The 21,721-nt window shown below is 60.7% G+C and carries 14 protein-coding genes and 1 other RNA gene; 8 read left to right on the top strand and 7 right to left on the bottom strand.

Annotation, left to right across the window (positions count from 1 at the left end; translation table 11 throughout):
* Nucleotides 1-94: 94 nt before the first annotated feature.
* The gene (gene dacB, locus HU743_RS20530; RefSeq protein WP_186650884.1) at nt 95-1,555 is read right to left on the bottom strand and encodes a D-alanyl-D-alanine carboxypeptidase/D-alanyl-D-alanine-endopeptidase; all 1,461 of its coding nucleotides are present in this window, start codon (nt 1,553-1,555) and stop codon (nt 95-97) included.
* 234 nt (nt 1,556-1,789) lie between these two features.
* Here dacB and HU743_RS20525 point away from each other — a divergent pair, with 234 nt between their 5' ends.
* A complete protein-coding gene (locus HU743_RS20525; RefSeq protein WP_016773843.1) occupies nt 1,790-2,134 on the top strand; it encodes a YggL family protein in 345 nt (114 codons plus the stop codon).
* 163 nt (nt 2,135-2,297) lie between these two features.
* Here HU743_RS20525 and HU743_RS20520 read toward each other — a convergent pair whose 3' ends face one another.
* Nucleotides 2,298-3,488 (bottom strand): benzoate/H(+) symporter BenE family transporter, encoded by a 1,191-nt coding sequence (locus HU743_RS20520; protein ID WP_186650882.1) that lies wholly within the window; start codon nt 3,486-3,488, stop codon nt 2,298-2,300.
* A gap of 355 nt (nt 3,489-3,843) precedes the next feature.
* On the opposite strand from HU743_RS20520, the gene HU743_RS20515 reads away from it, so the two are divergent.
* Complete coding sequence (locus HU743_RS20515) at nt 3,844-4,608, top strand: GntR family transcriptional regulator (RefSeq protein ID WP_186551559.1); 765 nt, start codon at nt 3,844-3,846, stop codon at nt 4,606-4,608.
* A gap of 182 nt (nt 4,609-4,790) precedes the next feature.
* Here HU743_RS20515 and guaD read toward each other — a convergent pair whose 3' ends face one another.
* The 4 genes from guaD to xdhA form a co-directional block, all read right to left on the bottom strand.
* Nucleotides 4,791-6,095: a guanine deaminase gene (gene guaD, locus HU743_RS20510; protein ID WP_186650881.1), complete on the bottom strand. Its 1,305-nt coding sequence runs from the start codon at nt 6,093-6,095 to the stop codon at nt 4,791-4,793.
* A 13-nt stretch (nt 6,096-6,108) separates the two neighbouring features.
* Nucleotides 6,109-6,966, bottom strand: a complete 858-nt coding sequence (xdhC, locus tag HU743_RS20505; RefSeq protein WP_186650879.1) for a xanthine dehydrogenase accessory protein XdhC — start codon at nt 6,964-6,966, stop codon at nt 6,109-6,111.
* Nucleotides 6,967-7,109: 143 nt separating this feature from the next.
* Complete coding sequence (xdhB, locus tag HU743_RS20500; RefSeq protein WP_186650877.1) at nt 7,110-9,512, bottom strand: xanthine dehydrogenase molybdopterin binding subunit; 2,403 nt, start codon at nt 9,510-9,512, stop codon at nt 7,110-7,112.
* Nucleotides 9,505-10,959: a xanthine dehydrogenase small subunit gene (xdhA, locus tag HU743_RS20495; RefSeq protein ID WP_186650875.1), complete on the bottom strand. Its 1,455-nt coding sequence runs from the start codon at nt 10,957-10,959 to the stop codon at nt 9,505-9,507. The genes xdhB and xdhA overlap by 8 nt, the downstream gene beginning before the upstream one ends.
* Before the next feature lie 268 nt (nt 10,960-11,227).
* On the opposite strand from xdhA, the gene HU743_RS20490 reads away from it, so the two are divergent.
* The 6 genes from HU743_RS20490 to ffs all read left to right on the top strand — a co-directional run bounded on the left by HU743_RS20490 (nt 11,228) and on the right by ffs (nt 20,687).
* Entirely contained in the window at nt 11,228-11,887 is a 660-nt protein-coding gene (locus HU743_RS20490) for a GntR family transcriptional regulator (protein ID WP_186650874.1), read from the top strand.
* Nucleotides 11,888-11,889: 2 nt separating this feature from the next.
* Entirely contained in the window at nt 11,890-15,378 is a 3,489-nt protein-coding gene (gene smc, locus HU743_RS20485; RefSeq protein ID WP_186650872.1) for a chromosome segregation protein SMC, read from the top strand.
* Between the two features lie 239 nt (nt 15,379-15,617).
* A complete protein-coding gene (gene zipA, locus HU743_RS20480) occupies nt 15,618-16,481 on the top strand; it encodes a cell division protein ZipA (RefSeq protein WP_186650870.1) in 864 nt (287 codons plus the stop codon).
* 170 nt (nt 16,482-16,651) lie between these two features.
* A complete protein-coding gene (gene ligA / locus HU743_RS20475) occupies nt 16,652-19,009 on the top strand; it encodes an NAD-dependent DNA ligase LigA (protein WP_186650868.1) in 2,358 nt (785 codons plus the stop codon).
* Between the two features lie 296 nt (nt 19,010-19,305).
* Nucleotides 19,306-20,469: a putative zinc-binding metallopeptidase gene (locus HU743_RS20470; RefSeq protein WP_186650866.1), complete on the top strand. Its 1,164-nt coding sequence runs from the start codon at nt 19,306-19,308 to the stop codon at nt 20,467-20,469.
* A 121-nt stretch (nt 20,470-20,590) separates the two neighbouring features.
* Nucleotides 20,591-20,687, top strand: an RNA gene (ffs, locus tag HU743_RS20465) — signal recognition particle sRNA small type.
* A gap of 197 nt (nt 20,688-20,884) precedes the next feature.
* Here ffs and HU743_RS20460 read toward each other — a convergent pair.
* Nucleotides 20,885-21,634 carry a transporter substrate-binding domain-containing protein gene (locus HU743_RS20460; protein ID WP_186650896.1) on the bottom strand — a complete coding sequence of 250 codons (750 nt, stop codon included), beginning with the start codon at nt 21,632-21,634 and terminating at the stop codon, nt 20,885-20,887.
* Between the last annotated feature and the right edge of the window lie 87 nt (nt 21,635-21,721).

Raw genomic sequence — 21,721 nt, 5'->3', positions numbered from 1 at the left:
CTTGAGTGCGCAGCGCTCACGAGATGTTGGGGCCGCTGCGCAGCCCAGCGGGAGCAAGCTCCCTCGCCACAAAATCCTTTTGATGATTCGGTAATTACAGGGCCGAAGCGGTCTGTGGCAGTTTCGGCTGTTTATACAAGTCCAGCAGGACCTGATCGAGCACCGACGAGGCGCCAAACGGTGCCTTGTCGTTGAGGATCGCCACCACCGCCCAGGTGTTGCCGTTCACATCACGGCTGAAACCGGCAATCGCCCGCACGGTGTTCAGGGTGCCGGTCTTGACGTGCGCTTCACCGCGCATCGCCGTGGTTTTCAGGCGTTTGCGCATCGTGCCGTCGGTACCGGCGATTGGCAGCGAGCTGATGTATTCGGCGGCGTACGGGCTGTGCCAGGCGGCTTGCAGCATGTTCGCCATCTCGCGTGCGCTGACCCGCTCGGCACGCGACAGACCGGAGCCGTTTTCCATCACCAGATGCGGTGCGGTGATGCCTTTCTTCGCCAGCCACTGACGCACCACGCGCTGCGCTGCCCTGGCGTCATCACCGTCAGCTTCGTTGCGGAAACGCTGGCCGAGGCTGAGGAACAGCTGCTGGGCCATGGTGTTGTTACTGTATTTATTGATGTCGCGGATGATCTCCGCCAGGTCCGGCGAATAGGCGCGGGCGAGCAGCTTGGCGCTGCTCGGTGTCGGCGCCAGACGATCCTTGCCCTGGATGCTGCCACCCAGTTCTTTCCAGATCGCGCGAACGGCGCCGGCGGTGTAGGTCGCGTGGTCGAGCAGCGACAGGTAAGTCTGCGAGCTGCAGCCTTCGCCCAACTGACCGCCAACGGTCACGGTCACGCTGCCATCGGCCTGCGGCACCGGGTTGTAGCGTACGCCGCCGGTGCATTGTTTGGACGGCAGCGCCTTGACGGTATTTTCGATGCGGATGCTGGCGATCGGTGGCTCTACCGAAATCAATACGCGGCCACCGTCGTTGCGCGCGACAAAGCGCAGGGCCTTGAGGTTGACCAGCAGCGAGTCGGGCTTGACCAGGAACGGCTTGTTCTCGTCGTTGCCGTCATCGTTGAACTCCGGCAGTTGCGGCTGCACGAAGAAGTTGCGGTCAAGGATCAGATCCCCGGTGATCTGGGTCACGCCATTGGCGCGCAAGTCGCGCATCAACAGCCAGAGTTTTTCCATGTTCAGCTTCGGATCGCCGCCACCCTTGAGGTAGAGGTTACCGTTGAGAATGCCGCCGCTCAGGTCGCCGTCGGTGTAGAACTCGGTTTTCCACTGATGGTTGGGGCCGAGCATTTCCAGCGCCGCATAGGTGGTGACCAGTTTCATGGTCGAGGCCGGGTTGACCGACACATCGGCGTTGAACACGGTCGGCGTGCCCGGACCGTCAAGCGGCACCATGACCAATGACAGTGCGCTGGGTTGCAGCTTGCTGGCCTTGAGGGCTTTTTCGACGTTCGGAGTGAGAGAGGTGTTGATGGTGGCAGCGCAAACGGGTAGGGCCAGAGGCAGAAGAAGACCGGCGAGAAGCAGTGGACGCAACGATTTGATCATATGAAATAAAACCCTGCTGAAGAGGGGAAAAAAGACGAGGACATGGATGAAAAGGTCCTCAGTGGTCATGAAAGTGTCGGCATTATGCCCCAAGCTGTTACAGCTTGTGCCGTGTCAGGGGCGGCCAATACGTTATTTTTTTACAGGCGGTCGGCCACAGCGGCCAGAGAGTCGGGCAATCGCTGGCTTAAACTGGTAAAGTGCCGGCCGTTATTACTTAAGAGGATTGTTCCAATGGCGACTAACCGTTCCCAGCGTCTGCGCAAAAAACTGTGCGTTGATGAATTTCAAGAGCTGGGTTTCGAACTGAACCTGGACTTCAAAGAAGACTTGTCCGAAGAAGCCATTGACGCTTTCCTCGAAGCATTCATCAAAGAAGCCATGGAAGCCAACGGTCTGGGTTATGTTGGCGGCGACGACTTCGGTCTGGTGTGCCTGCAGAAGCGTGGCTCGGTCAACGAAGAGCAGCGCGCTGCCGTTGAAGCCTGGCTGAAAAACCGCTCCGAGCTGACCAAGTACGAAGTCAGCCCGTTGCTGGACGTTTGGTATCCGGAAAAGCCGATCAACGCGGCGAAGTGATACTGAAAAAAACGGCGACCTGAGGGTCGCCGTTTTTTTATGCCTGCCTGCCAGGGTTGTCGTCCTGCAGGACGCATTCGCGAGCAGGCTCGCTCCCACACGATTCACCTGAGCGACTCGAATTACCTGTGGGAGCGAGCCTGCTCGCGAAGCTTTTATACAGTCAACGCTTGTTCCAGTTCAGAATCACCAGCGTCAACACCCCCGCAACAATCCCCCAGAATGCCGAACCAATGGAAAACAGCGTCAGCCCCGACGCCGTGACCATAAAGGTGATCAACGCCGCTTCCCGTTCCTTCGCCTCGCTCATGGCAATGCTCAAGCCGTTGATGATCGAGCCGAACAGCGCCAGCGCGGCAATCGACAGCACCAGTTCTTTGGGTAACGCGGCAAACAACGCCGCCAGCGTCGCGCCGAATACTCCGGCAATCCCGTAGAAAACTCCACACCACACCGCCGCGGTGTAGCGCTTGTTGCGATCTTCGTGGGCATGCGGGCCGGTGCAGATCGCCGCGCTGATGGCCGCGAGGTTGATGCCGTGGGATCCGAACGGCGCCAACAGCAGCGAAGCGATGCCGGTGGTGGTGATCAGCGGCGAGGCGGGCACGGTGTAGCCGTCGGCACGTAACACGGCGATTCCTGGCATGTTCTGCGACGTCATTGCCACGACGAACAACGGGATGCCGATGCTGATGGTTGCGGCCAGGGAAAAATGTGGCGTGGTCCATACCGGTGTCGCGATTTCCAGATGAAAACCACTGAAATCCAGCAGCCCCATGAAGCCTGACAACGCGGTGCCGATCAGCAGTGCGGCGAGTACCGCATAGCGCGGCGACAGGCGCTTGACTATTAAATAGGTAAAGAACATCCCCAGCACCAGCCCGGTGCGGTGTTGCGCGGCGACGAAGATTTCGCTGCCGATCTTGAACAGGATCCCTGCGAGCAACGCCGCCGCCAGCGAGGCCGGAATCTTTTTCACCAGCCGTTCGAAGCTGCCGGTCAGCCCGCAGATCGTCACCAGCACCGCGCAGGTGATATAGGCGCCGATGGCCTCGCCATAACTCACGCCGCCCAGACTGGTGATCAGCAGGGCCGCGCCGGGCGTTGACCAGGCGATGGTGATCGGCGTGCGATAGCGCAGCGACAGGCCGATCGAGCACACCGCCATGCCAATCGAAATCGCCCAGATCCAAGAGGAAATCTGCCCGCTGGTCAGGCCGACCGCTTGCCCGGCCTGGAACATCAACACCAGGGAACTGGTGTAGCCGGTCATCATCGCGATGAAGCCGGCGACGAGGGCGGAAGCCGAAGTGTCAGCGAGGGGGCGCAGTCGGGTGTGGGTGGCGTCGGTCATGACGGCGGTGTTCCTTATACCAGTGAAGATCTCCCCTTTGACGCAATCCCCTGTAGGAGTGAGCCTGCTCGCGATGGCGGTGTGTCATTCAGCAATAATTCGACTGACACACCGCCATCGCGAGCAGGCTCACTCCTACAGGGATTGTGCGTAGAAGGCGGATTCTGCGATCAAGCCTAAACTCAAACCTGACAAACCGTTGCAATACAGCCGAAGTCGCAAATAGCCGTACAGTCGTGTTGCCACCATTCATTGTGTACAATCGCGCTGTTTTTTACGCGATACTTGCCAGCGACCTACTGTGCCGTATTACAGTCACGGTCTATTCGCCGCAGTTTTCCCGACTCGAGTGCCCATGAACGAACAGTTGCAACCCCTCAAGAAACAACCGCGAGCAGGCAAAGCCGGCCGCAGCGGAACCCAGGACGATATTGTCTACGCGCATATCTTCGAGGCGATCCTCGAACAGCGCCTGGCGCCCGGCACCAAATTGAGCGAAGAAGCGCTGGGGGAAATCTTCGGGGTCAGCCGCACCATCATTCGCCGCGCGCTGTCGCGTCTGGCCCATGAAGGCGTCGTGCTGTTGCGGCCCAACCGTGGCGCGGTGGTTGCCAGCCCGAGCGTTGAAGAAGCGCGTCAGGTGTTCATGGCCCGTCGTCTGGTCGAGCGCGCCATCACCGAACTGGCGGTGCAACACGCCACCACCGAGCAAATCGCCGAACTGCGGCAGATGGTCAATGACGAGCGCGACAGTTTCTCCCGTGGTGATCGCGGCGCCGGCATTCGTCTGTCGGGCGAATTCCACCTGAAACTGGCCGAAGCGGCAAAAAATGCACCGTTGGTGAGCTTCCAGCGGAGCCTGGTCTCGCAGACCTCGCTGATCATTGCCCAGTATGAAAGCGGCAACCGTTCGCACTGTTCGTATGACGAGCACACCCAGTTGATCGACGCGATCGAGAAGCGCGACGCTGAGCTGGCGGTGAATCTGATGATGCACCACATGGATCACATCGACAGCAAGCTCAACCTTGACGAGGAAGGCGCGTCGGATGACCTGCATGCAGTGTTTTCGCATTTGTTGCAGACCAAGAAGCCGGGACGGTCGAGCGCCAAGCTTTAAGGTAGACCGAGTTGCTCCCAATCGCTGGCAAGCCAGCTCCCACAGGGTTTTGTGGGGCTCGCGCGATCTGTGATGTACCGAAAAACCTGTGGGAGCTGGCTTGCCAGCGATAGCAATCTGACAGGCAATAAAAATCCCCCGGAGTGAAAAGTACCGGGGGATTTTTTATGCCTTGGGAAAGCTTAGCGCTGATGCACCAGCGCCCCCGCAGCATATGTCTGCGCCACCGTCCGGTCATCCCCCAGCGTCATCAACACAAACAACGTCTCGGCAATGTTATTGGCTTGCTTCAAACGATAGCTGAGCAGCGGCGTGGCGTTGTAATCCAGCACCAGGAAGTCGGCATCGCTGCCCGGTTGCAGGTTGCCGATCCGGTCCTCCAGCCGCAGCGCCCGCGCGCCGCCCAGGGTCGCCAGGTACAGTGACTTGAACGGACTCAAGCGTGCGCCTTGCAACTGCATCACTTTGTAGGCTTCGTTCAAGGTCTGCAGCAGCGAGAAACTGGTACCGCCGCCAACGTCAGTGCCCAGGCCGACATTGAGCTTGTGCTTCTCGGCCATCGGCAGGTTGAACAGACCGCTGCCGAGGAACAGGTTCGACGTCGGGCAGAACGAGACCGCCGAACCGGTTTGCGCCAGCCGCGCGCATTCTTCATCGCACAGATGAACGCCGTGGGCGAACACCGAGCGTTCACCGAGCAGTTGGTAGTGATCGTAAACGTCGAGGTAGCCCTTGCGCTCCGGGAACAGCTCTTTGACCCATTCGATTTCCTTAAGGTTTTCGCTGATGTGGGTCTGCATGTACAGATCCGGGTATTCGCTCAGCAACTGCCCGGCGAGGGTCAGTTGTTCCGGGGTGCTGGTCGGTGCGAAACGCGGCGTCACCGCATAGTGCAAACGACCCTTGCCGTGCCAGCGCTCGATCAGCGCCTTGCTCTCGACGTAACTGGTTTCGGCAGTGTCAGTCAGGTAGTCCGGGGCGTTGCGGTCCATCATCACCTTGCCGGCGATCATCCGCAGGTCAAGCTTTTCGGCCGCTTCGAAAAACGAGTTCACCGATTGCGGGTGCACGCTGCCGAATACCAGCGCGGTGGTGGTGCCGTTGCGCAGCAGTTCCTTGATGAAAATGTCGGCCACTTCGTCGGCATGCGCCTTGTCGTCGAACTGGCTTTCGCACGGGAAAGTGTAGGTATTGAGCCAGTCGAGCAATTGCTCGCCGTAGGCACCGACCATGCCGGTTTGCGGCAGGTGGATATGCGTGTCGATGAAGCCCGGAGTGATCAGCGCATCCTGATAATGGTTGATCTCGATATCCGCCGGCAGGGTCGGCAGCAGGTCGCTGGCGCGGCCGAGGGCGCTGATCTTGCCGTCATCGACCACCAGCAAGCCATCCTCGAAATATTCGTAAGAGGCTTCGATGCCGACCTCGGCGGGGTCGGCGATGCTGTGCAAGATGGCGGCGCGGTAGGCTTTGCGAGTCAGAGGCATGAGGGTTCTCTAATCAGTTTGAGGCTTTGAGTTTGGCGGCCTGACTGCGGCGCGAGGCGGGTAGCAGTCGAGCAATCGGTTCGGCGCGGGCGCTGTGCTGGCCGAAACTGGCGTTGTAGGTGGCGATGATTTCGCCGGCGATGGAAATGGCGATTTCCACAGGCAATTTGCCTTTGACTTCAGCGATGCCCATCGGGCAGCGCATGCGTTGCACGACGCTGGCGTCGAAGCCGCGATCACGCAGTCGGTGCTCGAACCTGGCGCGTTTGGTTTTCGAGCCGATCAGGCCGAACCAGGTGAAATCGTTGCGCTTGAGGATCGCGGCGGTCAGCTCCAGATCGAGCTGATGATTGTGGGTCATGACAATGCAGTAGCTGCCGGCGGGCAGGTCATCGACTTCATCCACCGGCTCTTCGCTGACGATTTTACGCACGCCGTGGGGGATGTATTCGGGAAACTCGGCCGCGCGCGAGTCGATCCAGCGCACCCGGCAGGGCAGGCTGGCGAGCAACGGCACCAGGGCGCGACCGACATGGCCGGCACCGAACACGGCAATCTGCGCCTGCACCTGGCCCATCGGTTCGAACAGCAACACTGTGGCGCCGCCGCAGCACTGGCCGAGGCTGGCGCCGAGGCTGAAGCGCTCCAGATGGGTGTCCTGCTTGCCGCTGGCGAGCATCTCGCGGGCGATCTGCATGGCTTTGAATTCCAGATGGCCGCCACCAATGGTGTCGAACGTCCGGTTGGTACTCACGACCATTTTCGAGCCGGCATTGCGTGGCGTTGAGCCGAGTTCTTCGATGATCGTCACCAGCACACAGGGCTCGCCCTGATTCTGCAGGTCGGCGAGGGCGTCGATCCAGTTGTACATAGTTCACCCCTACAACATCGTTGTCTGTGCGGGCCTTTTCGCTGGCAAGCCAGCTCCCACAGGATTTGTGTTGAATCCAGATTCTGTGAGCACCACAAAACCCTGTGGGAGCTGGCTTGCCGGCGATTGGCCGCGCCTCGGTCCTAGAGCGGAGCCAGCTCGGTTTCAAAAGCTTCGGCCGCTTTCACCGCTTTCAGCTGACGCATCTGCTCACACCCCCACAACACCCGCTCCGGCGTCGCCGGCGCATCGATTTTCGGTTGATGCCGATAATCACCGAGGCTCGCCACCGCATCCTTGATCGCGCACCACGCGGCAATCCCGAGCATGAACGGCGGTTCACCGACCGCTTTGGAATGGAACACCGTGTCTTCCGGGTTCTTGCGGTTCTCCACCAGTTTCACCCGCAGGTCGAGCGGCATGTCCGCCACCGCCGGGATCTTGTAGCTGGCCGGGCCGTTGGTCATCAGCTTGCCCTTGTTGTTCCAGACCAGTTCTTCCATGGTCAGCCAGCCCATGCCTTGCACGAAACCGCCTTCGACCTGACCGATGTCGATCGACGGGTTCAACGAGGCGCCGACGTCGTGAAGAATGTCAGTACGCAGCATCTTGTACTCGCCGGTCAGGGTGTCGACGATCACTTCGCAGCACGCCGCGCCGAAGGCGAAGTAATAGAACGGGCGGCCGCGTGCCTGGCTGCGGTCGTAATAGATTTTCGGGGTCTTGTAGAACCCGGTGCTCGACAGCGACACCTGATTGAAATACGCCTGCTGGACCAGCGCTTCAAAGGTCATGATCTGCTCGCGCACGCGCACATGACCGTTGCGGAATTCGACGTCTTCTTCGCTGACCTTATAGTGGCGTGCGGCAAATTCGATCAGGCGCTTCTTGATGGTTTCGGCAGCGTTCTGCGCGGCTTTGCCGTTGAGATCCGCGCCGCTCGACGCAGCGGTCGGCGAGGTGTTCGGCACCTTGTCGGTGTTGGTCGCGGTGATCTGCACGCGATCGATTTCAACCTGGAACACTTCAGACACGACCTGGGCGACTTTAGTGTTCAGGCCCTGACCCATTTCGGTGCCGCCGTGGTTCAGGTGGATGCTGCCGTCGGTGTAGATATGGATCAGCGCGCCGGCCTGATTGAGGAAGCTGGCAGTGAAGGAAATGCCGAATTTCACCGGGGTCAGCGCCAGGCCTTTTTTCAGGATCGGGCTGTTGGCGTTGTAGCGGCGGATCGCTTCGCGGCGTTCGACGTACTGGCTGCTTTCTTCCAGTTCGGCAGTCATCTCTTCGAGCATGTTGTGCTCGACGGTCTGGTAGTAATGCGTGACGTTGCGCTCGGTCTTGCCGTAGTAGTTGGCTTTGCGCACCGCCAGCGGATCAAGCTGCAAGTGACGGGCAATCGCGTCCATCACTTCCTCGATCGCAACCATCCCCTGCGGGCCACCGAAACCGCGATACGCGGTGTTCGACGCGGTGTTGGTCTTGCAGCGATGACCGTTGATGGTCGCATCGCCGAGGTAGTACGAATTGTCCGAGTGGAACATCGCCCGGTCGACGATCGACGCGGACAAGTCCGGCGAACAACCGCAGTTGCCGGCCAGGTCCATGTTGATGCCGTGGAGGCGCCCACTGCTGTCGAAGCCGACGTCGTACTCGACATAGAACGGGTGGCGCTTGCCGGTCATCAGCATGTCTTCAACGCGCGGCAGGCGCATCTTGGTTGGCTGGCCGGTGAGGTGGGCGACCACCGCACACAGGCACGCCGGGCTGGCGGCCTGGGTTTCCTTGCCACCGAAACCACCGCCCATGCGCCGCATGTCGACGACGATTTTGTTCATCGACACGTCGAGCACTTCGGCGACCAGTTTCTGCACTTCAGTCGGATTCTGCGTCGAGCAGTAGACGATCATGCCGCCGTCTTCGGTGGGCATCACCGAAGAGATTTGCGTCTCCAGATAGAAGTGCTCCTGGCCGCCGATGTGCAGCGTGCCCTGAATGCGGTGTTCAGCCGTGGCCAGCGCCGAAGCTGAATCGCCACGCTGATGGGTGTGGCTGTCGAGCACGAAATGGCGTTTGCGCAGCGCTTCGACGACGTCGAGCACCGGTTCGAGATCTTCGTATTCGATGATCGCCGCCATCGCCGCTTTGCGTGCGGTTTCCAGATCTTTCGCCGCGACCGCCAGCACCGGTTGGCCGACGAACTGCACGTCATCGATCGCCAGCAGCGGGTCGCCCGGCATCAGCGGGCCGATGTCTTTCAGGCCCGGCACGTCTTCGTGGGTAATGACGATGCGCACGCCTTCGAAGGCGTAGCACGGCTGCGTGTCGATGCTGATGATTTTCGCGTGGGCGCGGTCCGACAGACGCGCGTACAGGTGCAGTTGATTGGGAAATTCCAGGCGATCATCGATGTACTGCGCTTCACCGGACACGTGCTTGGCGGCGCTGTCGTGCTTGACGCTGCGACCGACACCGGTGGTCAGTTCCTTGGCGAACAGTTCGGCCAATTCAGCCTGAGTTTTCTCTACGGCGTGATGGTTAGACATAAGCGGTCACCCGAGTCTCGATGTGCGGTGTTTGCAGTTCGATGAAGTATTTGCGCAGCAGATTCTGCGCGCTGAGCAGGCGGTATTCCTTGCTGGCGCGGAAGTCCGAGAGTGGCGTGAAGTCTTCGGCCAGGGCGGCGCAGGCGCGCTCGATCACGGCGTTGTTGAAGGGCGCGCCATTGAGCACGGCTTCGCAATGCGCGGCGCGTTTCGGGATCGCGGCCATGCCACCGAAGGCCACGCGCGCGTCGCTGATCACGCCGTTTTCCAGGCGCAGGTTGAATGCGGCGCACACGGCGGAAATGTCATCGTCGAGACGCTTGGAAACTTTATAGGCGCGGAACAGTTGTTCGGCGCGGGCACGCGGGACGATGATCTTTTCGATGAACTCGCTTTCCTGGCGCGCGGTGACTTTGTAGTCGATGAAGTAATCTTCCAGGTTCAGGGTGCGACGGGTTTCGCCCTTGCACAGCACGAGCTGCGCGCCGAGCGCGATCAGCAGCGGTGGCGAGTCACCGATTGGCGAGGCGTTGCCGATGTTGCCGCCGAGGGTGCCCTGATTGCGGATCTGCAACGAGGCGAAGCGGTGCAGCAGTTCGCCGAAGTCCGGGTACTCGGCGGTCAACGCTTCATAGCAGTCGGAGAGGGCGGTGGCGGCGCCGATTTCGATGCGGTCTTCAAACGTTTCGATGCGCTTCATTTCGGCTACGTTGCCGACGTAGATCATCACCGGCAGGGTGCGGTGGAACTGGGTGACTTCCAGCGCCAGATCGGTGCCGCCAGCGAGCAGCCGCGCCTGTGGATAAGCGTCGTAGAGATCGGCCAGATCGGCCACGGTCAGCGGCACCAGGCAGCGCTTGTCGCCGCTGTTGAGTTCGCCGATATCGGTCGGCGCGATAGTTTTGAGGCGGGCAATGGTCTCGGCTTCGCGGGCGTCGAACTGATCCGCTGGTTTGCCGCAGCAGGATTGTTCGGCAGCCGCCAGAATCGGCCGGTAGCCGGTGCAGCGACAGAGGTTGCCGGCCAACGCTTCGTGGGCCTTGGCCGGGTCCGGCGCATCGCTATTCTTTTGCAGGGCGAACAGCGACATGACGAAACCGGGGGTGCAGAAACCGCATTGCGAGCCGTGGCACTCGACCATAGCCTTTTGCACGCTGTGCAGTTCGCCCTTGTGCTTGAGGTCTTCAACGCTGATCAGTTGTTTGCCGTGCAGCGACGACACGAAGGTCAGGCACGAATTGAGGCTGCGATAGCGAATGTGTTCACGACCCGCGTCATCTATCTGCAACTCGCCGACCACCACGGTGCAGGCGCCGCAGTCACCGCTGGCGCAACCCTCTTTGGTGCCGGGCTTGCCCACGTGTTCGCGCAGGTAATTGAGCACGGTCAGATTCGGGTCCAGGGCATGCTCGCTACGGAGTTCCTGGTTTAGTAAAAACTGGATCACGGAAGGCCTCGCAGACTCATTATTGTTGTTAACCGACGTGAACCGAATTTAGCAGGTCTGACTTTTCGGTCAATGGTTTTCTGACTTAAAGGTCAGGAAAATCCGTTTCGTCGATCAACAGCGTGTCTATTCAGTATTGACCTTCATCGGTCACTGCGCTTTTTTGCGGGATTCGTGCCAAAAACCGCTGAGTGGGCACTCCGCCATGACCGTGCATTTGCGCTACACTGCGCCGCTTGTGCAGATCGATAGAGTTTGAAGGACAACCATGACGTTCAAGGCGCCGGACAGCCTCGCCGAGCAAATCGCTCACCACCTCGCCGAACGCATCATTCGCGGCGAAATGAAGCCAGGAGAGCGCATCCAGGAACAGAAGGTCACGCTGGCGCTCAACGTCAGTCGCGGTTCCGTCCGCGAAGCCTTGCTGATCCTCGAGCGCCGTCACCTGATCGCGATCCTGCCGCGTCGTGGCGCTCATGTCACCGAGCTGACGCCGCACAAGGTGCAGAGTCTGTGCACGTTGATGAGCGAGCTGTACATCCTGCTCGGCAATGCGGTCGCCAACGGCTGGCAAGTTCAATCGGACATGGCGCCGTTCGTACAGATTCAGCAGCGCCTGACCGCCAGCTACGAACGTGGCGATATCCGCACCTTCGTCGACGACAGCTTCGCGGTGATGCGCGCCGCCTATCCGTTTGCCAATAACCCGTACCTGCAGGAAACCGTCGAGAACCTGCAACCGGCGATGAGTCGCGCGTATTTCCTCGCGCTCGAACAGCGCAAGGCGGAAATGAGCGAATTCCTCGAACTGTTCGAACGCTTGCTCGCCGCCGTGCTCGCCCGTGATTTGCCGCAGATCCGCATCGCGCTGACGGCGTACGCCCAGCGCAGTTGTGATCTGGTGGTGTCTGCGCTGACGGTTGCTTAAGCGTGCGGCTAAAGTGCATCAAACTGGCGGGGTTCAAATCCTTCGTCGACCCGACCACGGTGAACTTCCCCAGTAACATGGCGGCGGTCGTCGGGCCGAACGGTTGCGGCAAGTCGAACATCATCGACGCCGTACGCTGGGTGATGGGCGAAAGTTCGGCGAAGAACCTCCGTGGCGAGTCGATGACCGACGTCATCTTCAACGGTTCGACCAGCCGCAAACCCGTAAGTCAGGCCAGTATCGAGCTGGTCTTCGACAACTCCGACGGCACGCTACTGGGCGAATACGCGGCCTACGCGGAAATTTCCATTCGCCGCAAAGTCACCCGCGACAGCCAGACCACCTATTACCTCAACGGCACCAAGTGCCGTCGTCGCGACATCACCGATATCTTTCTCGGCACCGGCCTCGGCCCGCGCAGTTACTCGATCATCGAGCAGGGGATGATCTCCAAGCTGATCGAATCCAAGCCGGAAGACCTGCGCAACTTCATCGAAGAAGCGGCGGGCATCTCCAAGTACAAGGAGCGTCGCCGCGAGACTGAAAACCGTATCCGCCGTACCCACGAGAACCTCGCCCGCCTGACCGACCTGCGCGAAGAGCTGGAGCGCCAGCTCGAACGCCTGCACCGTCAGGCCGAGGCGGCGAAAAAGTATCAGGAACTCAAGGCCGAAGAGCGTCAGCTCAAGGCGCAACTGTCGGCCCTGCGCTGGCAGGATCTCAACGAGCAGGTCGGCCAGCGCGAGTCGATCATCGGCAACCAGGAAGTCAGCTTCGAAGCATTGGTCGCCGAGCAGCGTAATGCCGATGCGGCCATCGAACGCCTGCGCGACGGCCATCACGAGCTGTCCGAGCGCTTCAATCTGGTGCAGGGACGCTTCTATTCGGTCGGCGGCGACATCGCCCGGGTTGAGCAGAGCATCCAGCACGGTCAGCAGCGTCTGCGCCAGTTGCAGGACGATCTGAAAGAAGCCGAACGCGCGCGCCTGGAAACCGAATCGCACCTGGGCCACGACCGCACGCTGTTGCTGACCCTCGGCGAAGAGCTGGACATGCTCACCCCCGAGCAGGAAGTCACCAGCGCCGCCGCCGAGGAAGCCGCCGCTGCCCTGGAAGAAGCCGAAAGCACCATGCACGGCTGGCAGGAGCAGTGGGATACCTTCAACCTGACCGCCGCCGAACCGCGTCGCCAGGCCGAAGTGCAGCAGTCGCGCATTCAGCAGCTGGAAAGCAGCATGGAGCGTCTGGCCGATCGGCAGAAGCGCCTCGCTGAGGAGCGCGCGTTGCTCTCGGCCGACCCTGAAGATGCGGCGATCATGGCGCTCAACGAGCAGCTCGCCGAGTCCGAAGCAACCCTGGAAGATTTGCAGACCAGCGAAGAAGCGCAGGTCGAAAAACTTGAACAATTGCGTCAGGAGTTGCAGCAGGCGTTGACCGCGCAGCAACAGGCGCAGGGTGATTTGCAGCGGCTTAACGGACGTCTGGCGTCGCTGGAAGCCTTGCAGCAAGCCGCGCTCGATCCGGGCACCGGCACCGCTGAATGGCTGAAAGAACACAACCTCGCCGAGCGACCGCGTCTGGCCGAAGGTCTCAAGGTTGAGGCTGGTTGGGAGTTGGCGGTGGAAACCGTGCTCGGCGCCGATCTGCAAGCGGTGCTGGTCGATGATTTCAGCGGCTTCGATTTGTCCGGTTTCACTCAGGGCGATCTGCGCCTGCTCAGCCCGGCCAGCGATGGCATGCGCGTGGCGGGCAGTCTGCTGGATAAAGTCGAGGCGCAGATCGATCTGTCGCCGTGGCTTGGTCAGGTCAAACCGGTCGACAGTCTGGAGCAGGCGCTGGCCTTGCGCAGTCAGTTGAGCGACGGCCAAAGCCTGATCAGCCGCGATGGCTATTGGGTCGGTCGGCACTTCCTGCGCGTGCGCCGGGCCAGCGAAGCGGAAAGCGGCATGCTCGCCCGCGGCCAGGAAATCGAAGATTTGCAGCTGGAACGCGAAGAGCGCGAAGCCACGGTCGAGGCCATGGAAACCCGTCTGCAAACCCTGCGCGCACAACAGCGTCAGCAGGAAAACGGTCGCGAACATCTGCGCCGTTTGCTGCAAGACGAAGCGCGCCAGCAAGGTGAACTGAAAGCGCAATTGTCAGCGGGCAAAGCCAAGGCTGAGCAGCTCACCTTGCGCCGCACTCGTCTCGATGAAGAGCTGGTCGAGCTTGGCGAGCAGCGCGAGCTTGAGCACGAACAAGTCGGCGAAGCACGCATGCAATTGCAGGAAGCGCTGGATGCCATGGCGCTGGACACCGAGCAGCGCGAGTTGCTGCTGGCCCAGCGCGACAGCCTGCGCGAACGCCTCGACCGCGTGCGTCAGGAAGCGCGGCAGCACAAGGATCACGCCCATCAACTGGCCGTGCGTCTTGGCTCGTTGCGCGTCCAGCACGACTCCACGCGTCAGGCGCTGGAGCGTCTGGAAATGCAGGCCGAGCGCCTCACCGAAAAGCGCGAGCAGTTGAGCCTGAATCTGGAGGAGGGCGAGGCGCCGCTGGAAGAGCTGCGCCTGAAGCTCGAAGAACTGCTCGACAAGCGCATGACCGTCGATGAAGAACTCAAGACCGCGCAGATCGCCCTGGAAGACGCCGACCGCGAACTGCGCGACGCGGAAAAACGCCGCACCCAGGCCGAGCAGCAATCGCAGTTGATTCGCGGCCAGCTCGAACAACAGCGCATGGAATGGCAAGCCCTGACCGTGCGCCGCAAGGCCTTGCAGGATCAACTGCTCGAAGATGGCTACGACCTCAACGGCGTCCTCGCGACCTTGACGGCGCAAGCCAGTGAACGCGAAGCCGAAGAAGAACTCGAACGCATCAATGCGCGGATTCAGCGCCTGGGCGCGATCAACCTCGCGGCCATCGACGAATACACGCAACAATCGGAGCGTAAACGTTATCTGGACGCACAGGACGCCGATCTGGTCGAAGCCCTAGACACCCTGGAAAACGTCATCCGCAAGATCGACAAGGAAACCCGTAACCGTTTCAAGGATACCTTTGATCAGATCAATGGCGGTTTACAGGCGCTTTTCCCAAAAGTTTTCGGCGGCGGGCGCGCGTATTTGGAACTGACGGGCGAAGATCTACTCGATACAGGGGTGACGATCATGGCGCAGCCGCCCGGGAAGAAGAACAGCACGATCCATTTGCTCTCCGGCGGGGAAAAAGCCCTGACCGCGCTGGCACTGGTTTTTGCCATCTTCAAGTTGAATCCGGCGCCGTTCTGCATGCTCGATGAGGTTGACGCGCCGCTGGATGACGCTAACGTTGGACGCTACGCGCGCCTGGTCAAAGAAATGTCCCAGACCGTGCAATTCATCTACATCACCCACAACAAGATCGCCATGGAAATGGCCGAACAGTTGATGGGTGTGACGATGCATGAACCGGGTTGCTCGCGACTGGTGGCGGTGGATGTCGAGGAGGCGATGGCGATGGTGGACGCCTAGCGGCGCAGCTGTAAGTTACGAGCTACAAGCTCCAAGCTCCAAGCGGCAAGTGGACGGCTTGTAGCTTGGCGCTTCAAGCTTGTAGCTGCGAAGCCGTTGATCGTGCTAGTTTAATGTCAATTTTTCGTATACGTGGGCAAAACGCCTGTCAGAACATAGAGTTGGCGCCACGTTTTAAAGCGGTTTACGCAGTGTAAACCCCTTATTTTTCAGCATTTTTTATAGAGGCACGGGATTACATGGAAATCGGTCTGCGCGAGTGGCTGATCGTCATCGGCATCATTGTGATAGCCGGTATTCTTTTCGATGGCTGGCGCCGTATGCGCGGCGGCAAGGGAAAACTGAAATTCCGTCTTGACCGAAGTCTGTCCAACCTGCCCGACGAGGACACCGGCGCCGAGCTGTTGGGCCCGGCCCGTGTGCTGGACACGCACAAGGAGCCGCAGCTGGACGAGCACGATCTGCCGTCGGTGAGCATGCCCAATCGCGAAGCCCGCGAGCCGCGCGAATCCGGCTCCAAGCGTGGCAAGCGCGGCAGCAACGGTCCGGCCCAGGGCGACCTGAACCTCGACCTGGATCTGGACGGCGGCCCGAGCTTCAGCAGCCGGGACGACGATTTTGCCGACGACAGCAAACCTGCAGCGGCCGTGGCGGAAAAAGATCAGCCGCAAGCCGAAGAAGTCCTGGTCATCAGCGTGATCTGCCGTGACCCGGCCGGCTTCAAAGGCCCGGCGCTGTTGCAGAACATCCTCGAAAGCGGTCTGCGTTTCGGCGAAATGGATATCTTTCACCGCCACGAAAGCATGGCGGGCAACGGTGAAGTCCTGTTCTCCATGGCCAACGCGGTCAAGCCGGGCATCTTCGATCTGGACGACATTGACCATTTCAGCACCCCGGCGGTGAGCTTCTTCCTCGGCCTGCCAGGCCCGCGTCATCCGAAGCAGGCCTTCGACGTGATGGTCGCGGCAGCACGCAAGCTCTCGCAGGAACTGAACGGCGAACTGAAAGATGACCAGCGCAGCGTCCTGACCGCGCAGACCATCGAACATTACCGTCAGCGCATCGTCGAATTCGAACGCCGCGCCCTGACCCAGAAGCGCTAAGGCTGTGGCGAGGGAGCTTGCTCCCGCCGGGTTGCGAAGCGACCCCGAATTTGCGGCGGCTTCGCCACCGAGCGGGAGCAAGCTCCCTCGCCACAGGGTCTACAGCCTTGAGCGATTTGATTAGAAATTGAGCAGCCTCGGCTGCTCTTTTGCTTTATGAGAGAACACCCATGACCGCCGCCAAAATCCGCATTCTAGAGCTGCGCGCTGAACTCGATCAGCACAACTACCGTTACCACGTCCTCGATGAGCCGAGCATTCCGGACGCCGAGTACGACCGGTTGTTTCACGAACTCAAAGCACTGGAAGCGGCCAACCCGGAACTGATCACCAGCGACTCGCCGACCCAGCGCGTCGGCAGCATGGCGCTGACCGCGTTCACCCAGGTGCGTCACGAAATCCCGATGCTCAGCCTCGGCAACGCGTTCGAAGAATCCGACATGCGCGAATTTGATCGCCGCGTGACCGAAGGTCTGGATATCCCCGCTGGCGATCTCTTCGGTGGCGGCGCGGCGGTGGAGTACAGCTGCGAGCCGAAGCTCGATGGCCTGGCGGTCAGCCTGCTGTATCAGGACGGCCTGCTGGTGCGCGGCGCTACTCGTGGCGATGGCACCACCGGCGAGGACATCAGCGTCAATGTGCGCACCGTGCGCAACATTCCTCTGAAGCTGCACGGCGAGGGCTGGCCGGCGACCCTGGAAGTGCGCGGTGAAGTATTCATGTCCAAGGCCGGTTTCGAACGCCTCAACGCTTCGCAATTGGAGATTGGCGGCAAGACCTTCGCCAACCCGCGCAACGCGGCGGCGGGCAGCCTGCGTCAGTTGGATTCGAAAATCACTGCCAACCGGCCGCTGGAATTTTGCTGCTATGGCATTGGCCAGGTCTCCCACGATATTTCCGACACCCACATTGGCAACCTCAAGCAATTGCAAAAGTGGGGCATGCCGATCAGTCACGAACTGAAGCTGGCCAAGGGCATCGACGAATGCCTCGAGTACTACCGCGACATCGGTGCACGGCGCAATGCGCTGGCCTATGAAATCGATGGCGTGGTGTTCAAGGTCAACAGCATTGCCGACCAGCGTGAGCTGGGCTTTCGCGCCCGCGAACCGCGCTGGGCGATTGCGCATAAGTTTCCGGCGATGGAAGAACTCACTGAATTGCTCGATGTGGAATTTCAAGTCGGCCGCACGGGCGCGGTGACGCCGGTGGCGCGTCTGAAACCGGTGAAAGTCGCCGGCGTCACTGTGGCCAACGCCACGCTGCACAATATGGACGAAGTCGCGCGTCTGGGCTTGATGATCGGTGACACCGTGATCATCCGCCGCGCCGGTGACGTGATTCCGCAGGTGGTGCAAGTGGTCACCGAGCGTCGCCCGGATAATGCGCGCCCGGTCGCCATTCCTGAAAGCTGCCCAGTGTGCGGCTCGCACGTTGAACGCACGCAACTGGTCAAACGCAGCAAGGGCAAGGAAACCGTCAGCGAGGGCGCGGTGTATCGCTGCGTTGGGCGGCTGGCCTGTGGCGCGCAACTGAAGCAGGCGATCATTCACTTCGTCTCGCGCCGGGCGATGGACATCGAAGGGCTGGGCGACAAGAGCGTCGAGCAACTGGTCGATGAAGGTCTGGTCAACTCGCCGGCCGATCTGTATGCGTTGAAATTCGATGACATCGTCGATCTGGAAGGCTTCGCCGAGGTCTCCAGCAACAAGCTTTTGAAGGCCATTGAAGACAGCAAGCAACCGGGGCTGGCACGCTTCATCTACGCCCTCGGGATTCCCGATGTTGGCGAAGAAACGGCCAAGGTGCTGGCGCGCTCGCTGGGGTCGCTGGAACGCGTGCAACAGGCCTTGCCGCACGTGCTGACCTACCTGCCGGACGTCGGCCTGGAAGTGGCGCATGAGATTCACAGCTTCTTTGAAGACGCGCACAACCAGCAGGTGATCACCCAATTGCTGGGCCACGGCCTGCAAATTCAGGATCAGGGCGAACTGGGCGCCGAGTTCGCCGCCAGCACCACGCTGGGCGGCTTGCTCGACAAGCTGCATATTCCTTTCGTCGGTCCCGGTGGCGCGCAAAAACTGGCAGACAAGTTCGGTTCGCTCGAAGCGGTGATGAACGCTGACTGGCTGGACATGCGTCAGGCGTTGCCGGAGAAACAGGCCAACTCGGTGCGCGAATTTTTTGCCGTGCCCGAGCATCGCCAACTGGCCGAGCAAACCGAGCAACAGCTGCGCGATTTTGGCATGCACTGGCAGAGCGAGAAGAAGGTCGTCGAAGGCCTGCCGTTAGCCGGGGAAACCTGGGTGCTGACCGGCAAGGTCGAGCTGATGAGCCGGGATGTGGCTAAAGATCACCTCGAAAGCCTTGGCGCCAAGGTCGCCGGTTCAGTCTCGGCGAAAACCCATTGTGTGGTCGCCGGTCCAGGTGCCGGGTCGAAACTGACCAAGGCCAACGAGCTGGGCGTGAAGGTCATGGATGAAGAGGCGTTTATTGCCTTTCTCAAAACCCATGGTGTCGCCGTGTAGGGCATGCGCCGCTCTTGTGGCGAGGGAGCTTGCTCCCGCTGGGCTGCGAAGCAGCCCCAAACCCTTGTAAGGGATGCACCGCTCTTGTGGTGAGGGAGCTTGCTCCCGCTGGGCTGCGAAGCAGCCCCAAACCCTTGCAGGCACGCCGAGGGCTTTGATTTTGCGACGACTTCGTCGCCGAGCGGGAGCAAGCTCCCTCGCCACAATCGCGGTGTCACTCAGGAGCGACGCTATATTCGGGAACGATGTTGTCGTGGGAATGATCTAGTCTTGGCCAGTCCCAGGGAGAGATCGCCATGCACCGCTTTTTCGAGCAGCTCAGTTCCCGCATCATCGCGCCGTTTGCGGGCGGATCTTCACGTAACAGCAAAGTCTGGCCGTGCCGTTGCGGGCAGTCGCTGTTCTTTCGCAACAGCCAGTGCCTGGCCTGCAACGCGTTACTCGGCTACCAGCCGGAAGAAAGTCGCCTGACCTCATTGCAGCCAGGACCACAGGAAGGCACCTGGACGCTCGACGTCGATCCCGCTGCCGGTCTGTTCCGCCGCTGCGCCAATCTCGACACGCCCGCCGCGTGCAACTGGCTGCTGCCGGCCAACGACCACGACAGCCTGTGTGTCGCCTGCAGCCTCAATCGCACCATCCCAGACCTGTCGGTCCCGGAAAACCACGAGCGCTGGCGCAAGGTCGAGATCGCCAAACGTCGTCTGGTCGCGCAATTGATCACCCTCGGCCTGCCGGTCATTGCGAAAACCGTGGACGACGAGACCGGGCTGGCCTTTGATTTCATCGGCGTCGACCTCGAAGGCAACGCGCCCATGACCGGCCACGCCGACGGCCTGATCACCCTCGACATCAAGGAAGCCGACGACGCCCACCGAGAGCGGGTGAGGGCGCAGATGCACGAGCCCTATCGCACACTGCTTGGGCATTTTCGCCATGAAGTCGGCCACTATTATTGGGATCGACTGATCGCCAACGGCCCGTGGCTCGATGCGTTCCGCCACCTGTTCGGCGACGAACGTGCCAGTTACGCCGACGCGCTGGACCGGCATTACCAGCAGGGCGCGCCACTGGACTGGCCGCAGCAGTACGTCAGCGCCTACGCGACCATGCACCCGTGGGAAGACTGGGCGGAAACCTGGGCGCATTACCTGCACATGATGGACGCGGTGGACACCGCGCTGGGCTTCGGCATGAGTGCGCGGGAAATGGACTTCGACTACCAGCCGTTTCCGACCAGCACCCTGTACGACCCGCAGCATCCTGGCGGTGAAGCGTTCCTGTCATTCGTCAACGCCTGGATCGAACTGGCCGGTATGCTCAACGAGTTGTCGCGCAGCATGGGCCAGCCGGATTTCTACCCGTTCGTCCTGCCGGCGCCGGCGATTGCCAAGCTGCACTTTATCCATCTGGTGATCCAGCAGGCCGGCGGCAAGGCCGACGAGGTGCTGGCGCTGTAGCCGCGATGTTTATGTCCTTGAAGCCGTTCAGGTTTTTTATCTGCAACCAACGGTTGTAACTTCACCTCAGATAGGTACAATGGCGCGGCTCGCCGACAGGCAAGCGTCGTTATGGTGACCCCATCGGTCCCCCCGCAACGATTACCCGTGAACCTGGTCAGATCCGGAAGGAAGCAGCCACAGCGGGAACATTGTGTGCCGGGGTGTGGCTGGTGGGGGCACCACCTTAACGAACAACTGAATGCTTCAATCAGAACTGCATGGGTTTCGCCCACTGCGGTTTTTTTGTGTCTGTGATTTGTCGGATTGACACAAATCCCCTCTGTAGGAGTGAGCCTGCTCGCGATAGCGGAGTATCAGTCACTTATCAATGGCAGATAGACCGCCATCGCGAGCAGGCTCACTCCTACAGGGGTTATGGGGTGTTTTCAGAATTGCCGGTGTAGAGCCGGATAATCTGATCAATTTCCCCGGACATCCTCATCCGCAACAACGTGCGCAGGATCCGCTGTACCGGCACCCGCGAATCGTTCCTCACATAGCAACCGACTTCTTGCTCCTGCAGCACCGCGACGCCTTGCAGTTGCTGCTCCGGCATCAGGCGCTGGTTGACCCAGTCGAGCGTCCACTGATTGCTCACCGCATAGCGATAACGCCCGGCCAGGAGTTTTTCCAGCACCTGCTCCTGATTGCGCGCGTCTTCGCGTTGCAGTTGGTCAGCGTCAAACAGCGGTTGCAGGGTGGGGTAGCTGTAACCGAGGACGGTGCCGATGGCCTGGCGGGGCAGGGTGGCGGGATCAGTGGTTGCAGGTGGGTTCTTGCGACTGATCAACAGATCGCGCTGGAAAAACAGCGGCACGCTCCAGAGGTAGTCGCCGGACTGGTTTGGCAGCCACGATTGCGCGGCATAGCAGCGCACGTCGATTTCGCCGTGTTCCATAGCGCTCTGTATTCGAGCGCGCGGCAGTACGATGAATTGCGCCGGTACGCCGACCTGCGTCGCCAGGCTGAGCATGATGTCGTGGAGGATGCCCTGGGTCGGCCGGCCGCCTTCGAACTGCACCATCGGCATGGCCCAGCTGTCGGGCATGGCGAAGCGCAAGGGGGCTGGTGCTGCCGTCGCGCTCAGGCTGATACCCAGCAATGCCCCCATGGCCCACCGCATTAACGCTCTGGTCATTGCCCGTCCCGAGCCGATAAAAGCCTTTGTCCATGCAGCTTAGCCACATTAGACGAGGACACCGGATGCAAT

The organism is Pseudomonas sp. SWRI99, from assembly GCF_014270125.1.
Classification (GTDB): Bacteria; Pseudomonadota; Gammaproteobacteria; order Pseudomonadales; family Pseudomonadaceae; genus Aquipseudomonas; species Aquipseudomonas hamedanensis.
The sequence above is the reverse complement of the archived record's forward strand: the minus strand, read 5'-3'. Positions and strand labels throughout refer to the sequence as shown.